Below are 4541 nucleotides of genomic sequence, written 5' to 3'. Positions count from 1 at the left end.
GCGCCGCCGTGCAGCGGGCCCCACAGGGCCGAGATGCCGGCCGAGATCGAGGCGAACAGGTTGGCGTGGCTGGAGCCGACCAGGCGCACGGTGGAGGTCGAGCAGTTCTGCTCGTGGTCCGCGTGCAGGATGAGCAGCTTGTCCAGCGCGTTGACGACGACCGGGTTGAGCTCGTAGTCCTCGGCGGGGACGGCGAAGGTCATCCGCAGGAAGTTCTCGACGTAGCTCAGGTCGTTGCGCGGGTAGACGAAGGGCTGGCCCATCGCCTTCTTGTACGCGTACGCGGCGATCGTCGGCAGCTTGGCGAGCAGGCGGACCGTCGACAGGTGGCGCTGGGCCGCGTCGAACGGGTTGTGGCTCTCCGGGTAGAACGTGGACAGCGCGCCGACGACCGAGGACAGCATGGCCATCGGGTGGGCGTCCCGCGGGAAGCCCTGGAAGAAGCGCTTGACGTCCTCGTGCAGCAGGGTGTGCTGGGTGATCTCGCGGTTGAACTCGGCCAGCTGGTCCGCGTTGGGCAGCTCGCCGTTGATCAGGAGGTACGCGGTCTCGATGAACCCGCCATCGGAGGCGAGCTGCTCGATCGGGTAGCCGCGGTACCGCAGGATGCCGTTGTCGCCGTCCACGAAGGTGATCGCGGACTTGTACGCGGCGGTGTTACCGAAGCCGTTGTCCAGGGTGACCAGGCCGGTCTGCGGGAGCAGCTTCGAGATGTCGAAGCCGGCGTTGCCCGCAGTGCTCTCGACGACGGGGTACTCGTACTCGCCGTCCTGGTACCGCAGTACTACCGAGTTGTCGCTCACGTCTTCCTCACCGACGAAATGAATCCTCTTCCAAGGTGCCCTGACTGTCTCTACCATCCCCCATCCGGAGGACAGTCGCGCACCCGGGGTGGCCCGAAAGGGCCCGCCCCTACAAAACCTGCTGCCGCAGCCGGTACGAACCGGACAAGATCGGCACCACCCTAGGCTCTGCCGTAAATCTCTTCACGTCAAGAGAACATTAGAGGCAACCATCCCGTTGGATAATCATCCAGCTGCGAGCCGATGGTCGAGTCCGGTATGCCTCCGACCTGCACTGACGGCCCGGACGGCCTGTCCGATCGCCTTGCGTGACCCCACCAGCACCACGAGTTTCCGTGCCCTGGTCACAGCGGTGTAGAGCAGGTTCCGCTGGAGCATCGTCCAAGCGGACATGGTGACCGGAATCACCACGACCGGGTACTCGCTCCCCTGCGAGCGGTGGATCGTCACCGCGTACGCGTGGGCCAGCTCGTCCAGTTCGTCGAAGTCGTACGCCACCTCCTCGTCCTCGTCGGTGAGCACCGTCAGCCGCTGGTCGTCCACGCTCAGCGCGGTCACCACTCCCACTGTGCCGTTGAAGACGCCGTTCCGCCCCTTGTCGTAGTTGTTGCGGATCTGGGTGACCTTGTCCCCCACCCGGAACGTCCGGCCGCCGAACCGGCGTTCGGCCAGCCCCTCCCGGGCCGGCGTCACCGCCGCCTGGAGCAGGGTGTTCAGGTTCCCCGCACCGGCCGGGCCGCGGTGCATCGGCGCCAGCACCTGCACGTCCCGGCGCGGGTCGAAGCCGAACTTCTGCGGGATCCGGCGCGCCACCACGTCCACCGTGAGCCCGGCCGCCCGCTCCGCGTCGTCCTCGGCGAACAGGAAGAAGTCCGCCAGGCCGTCCGTCAGCGGCGGCCTGCCCTCGTTGATCCGGTGCGCGTTGGTCACCACGCCGGACTGCTGCGCCTGCCGGAAGATCCTGGTCAGCCGCACCGACGGGATCGGCCCGCCCTCCGCCAGCAGGTCCCGCAGCACCTCCCCGGCGCCCACCGAGGGCAGCTGGTCCACATCCCCCACGAACAGCAGGTGCGCGCCCGGCGGCACCGCCTTGACCAGCTTGTTCGCCAGGATCAGGTCCAGCATCGAGGCCTCGTCGACGACCACCAGGTCCGCGTCCAGCGGCCGGTCCCGGTCGTACGCGGCGTCCCCGCCCGGCTTCAGCTCCAGCAGCCGGTGCACCGTCGAGGCCTCCACCCCGGTCAGCTCCGCCAGCCGCTTCGCCGCCCGGCCGGTCGGCGCCGCCAGCACCACCTTGGCCCGCTTCGCCAGCGCCAGCGTCACGATCGACTTCACCGTGAACGACTTGCCGCAGCCCGGACCGCCCGTCAGCACCGCGACCTTCTCGGTCAGCGCCAGCCGGACCGACTCCTCCTGCTCCGGCGCCAGTTCGGCCCCGGTCCGCTTCGCCAGCCAGTCCAGGGCCACCGGCCAGTCCACGTTCCCGAACCACGGCATCCGGTCCGCGTCCGAACGCAGCAGCCGCACCAGCTGGTTGGCCAGCGAGGTCTCCGCCCGGTGGAACGGCACCAGGTACACCGCGGTGACCGGCTCGCCGCCCTCCCCCGGGACCGCCTCGCGCACCACGCCCTCGGCCGCCACCAGCTCCGCCAGGCAGTCGATCACCAGCCCGACGTCCACCTGCAACAGCTTCACGCCGTCCGCGATCAGCCGCTCCTCCGGCAGGAAGCAGTGCCCCTGGTCGGTGCTCTGCGACAGCGCGTACTGCAGGCCGGCCTTCACCCGCTCCGGGCTGTCGTGCGGGATCCCCACCGCCTGCGCGATCCGGTCCGCCGTCAGGAAGCCGATGCCCCACACGTCCGAGGCCAGCCGGTACGGCTCGTTCCGCACCACCCCGATCGAACCGTCGCCGTACTGCTTGTAGATTCGCACAGCCAACGAGGTGGACACCCCGACCCCCTGCAGGAAGACCATCACCTCCTTGATGGCCTTCTGCTCCTCCCAGGCCGCGGCGATCTTCTTGGTCCGCTTGGGCCCCAGCCCCGGCACCTCGATCAGCCGGCCCGGCTCGTTCTCGATCACCTCCAGGGTGTCCGCCCCGAAGCGCTCCACGATCCGCTCGGCGAACCGCGGCCCGATCCCCTTGATCAGCCCCGAGCCCAGGTACCGCTGGATCCCCTGGATCGTGGCGGGCAGCACCGTGGTGTAGTTCTCCACCGTGAACTGCCGCCCGTACTGCGGGTGCGAGCCCCACCGCCCGTGCAGCCGCAGCGACTCGCCGACCTGCGCCCCCAGCAGCGCGCCCACCACCGTCAGCAGGTCGTTCGCGCCCCGGCCGGTGTCCACCCGGGCCACCGTGTAGCCGGTCTCCTCGTTGGCGTAGGTGATCCGCTCCAGCACGCCCTCGACCTGCGCGAGCTGGCGCGGCACCTGCTGCCCGGACTGCGCCGCCTGCTTGCTCACCGGACCCCCTTCGACCGGTACGGGTGGACGATTCCGCTACGCACCGTACCGCCCCGCCCCGACACCCCGCCCCCGCCGGTGCGGCGGCCGCTGCCGTGCACCGCCCCGGCCGAGGTGCCAGGCTGGGAGGGACCGAGGGGGACCGCCGTCGACCGCGCCCGCCCGGGCCCCGTCCGAGGAGCAGTGCCGCCATGCTCAACACCGACTTCCGCCCCGGTTCCCCGGACTGGCTCGACCTGAGCAGCCCCGACACCCGCGCGTCCGTCGACTTCTACACCGCGCTGTTCGGCTGGACCTTCGACTCGGCCGGCCCCGAGGCCGGCGGCTACGGCTTCTTCCAGCTCGACGGCCGGACCGTCGCCGCCCTGGGCCCGCTCGCCGAGGAGGGCACGCCGCCCGGCTGGACGCTCTACTTCGCCACCGAGGACGCCGACCGCACCACCGCGCTGGTCGAACAGGCCGGCGGCCGCGTCCGGTTCGCCCCCTTCGACGTCTTCACCGCGGGCCGGATGGCCGCCTACACCGACCCGACCGGCGCCGACTTCGCCGTCTGGCAGCCGCACGGCACCCGCGGCCTGGACGTCGTCACCGAGGAGGGCAGCCTCTGCTGGGCCGAGTGCTACAGCGTCGACGCCGAACTCGACAAGTCCTTCTACCGCTCCGTCTTCGACTGGCAGGAGCAGGACGTCCCGCTCGGCGAGGTGATGTACACCGTCCTCACCCCGGCCGGCGGCGGCAGCGACGACGCCCACGGCGGCATCATGCAGCTCGGCCCCGAACACACCGCACGCGGCACCACTTCGCACTGGCTCCCCTACTTCGAGGTCCCCAACGCCGACGCAAGCCTCGCCATCGCCGACACCCTCGGCGCGACCGTACGGATCCCGGCCATGGACGTGCACGGCGTCGGCCGCCTAGCCCAGCTGGTCGACCCGCACGGCGCCGTCTTCGCCGTCATCACCAGTGCCAAGCCCGGGGACTGACGCCGAGAGGGCCCCACGGCCCTTCAGAAGGCCCGGGAAGGGGTGCTACGGGCGTAGACAAGGCGCGGTGCGGCACACAGGGGCCTCTAGTCTCTGATCATGACTGAAACGGCTGTTCTGACGATCCGGCGGGCCACCGCCGACGACCTGCCGGCGATCGTGGCCATGCTCGCCGACGACCCCCTGGGCGCCACCCGCGAGAGCCCCGACGACCTCACCCCCTACCGCACCGCCTTCGCCCGCATCGACGGCGACCCGCACCAGCACCTGATCGTCGCCGACCGGGCCGGCC

3 protein-coding genes and 1 pseudogene are annotated in these 4541 nt (G+C 70.7%); 2 read left to right on the top strand and 2 right to left on the bottom strand.

Features of this window, described 5'->3' with window-relative positions; all coding sequences use genetic code 11:
• Together AMK13_RS45670 and recD2 are read right to left on the bottom strand one after the other, a co-directional pair.
• A partial coding sequence (locus AMK13_RS45670) for a citrate/2-methylcitrate synthase (protein ID WP_443333962.1) occupies positions 1 to 860 on the bottom strand: 860 nt, incomplete at its 3' end.
• 168 nt (positions 861 to 1028) lie between these two features.
• Positions 1029 to 3266: an SF1B family DNA helicase RecD2 gene (gene recD2 / locus AMK13_RS40720; protein ID WP_241853250.1), complete on the bottom strand. Its 2238-nt coding sequence runs from the start codon at positions 3264 to 3266 to the stop codon at positions 1029 to 1031.
• Positions 3267 to 3457: 191 nt separating this feature from the next.
• Between recD2 and AMK13_RS40715 the strand changes: the two genes are divergently transcribed.
• A complete protein-coding gene (locus tag AMK13_RS40715; RefSeq protein ID WP_049651145.1) occupies positions 3458 to 4249 on the top strand; it encodes a VOC family protein in 792 nt (263 codons plus the stop codon).
• Positions 4250 to 4348: 99 nt separating this feature from the next.
• Positions 4349 to 4541, top strand: a pseudogene (locus AMK13_RS40710) (GNAT family N-acetyltransferase); the annotation flags it as partial.

This window comes from Streptomyces sp. CB02056 (assembly GCF_001905545.1).
Lineage (GTDB): Bacteria > Actinomycetota > Actinomycetes > Streptomycetales > Streptomycetaceae > Kitasatospora.
Note: the sequence above shows the minus strand (reverse complement) of the source record. Positions and strands in the feature narration are given on the sequence as shown.

Excerpts from the sequence above, each read along its gene's own strand:
- AMK13_RS40715 (WP_049651145.1), top strand. The coding sequence starts at position 3,458 with ATGCTCAACACCGACTTCCGCCCCGGTTCCCCGGACTGGCTCGACCTG.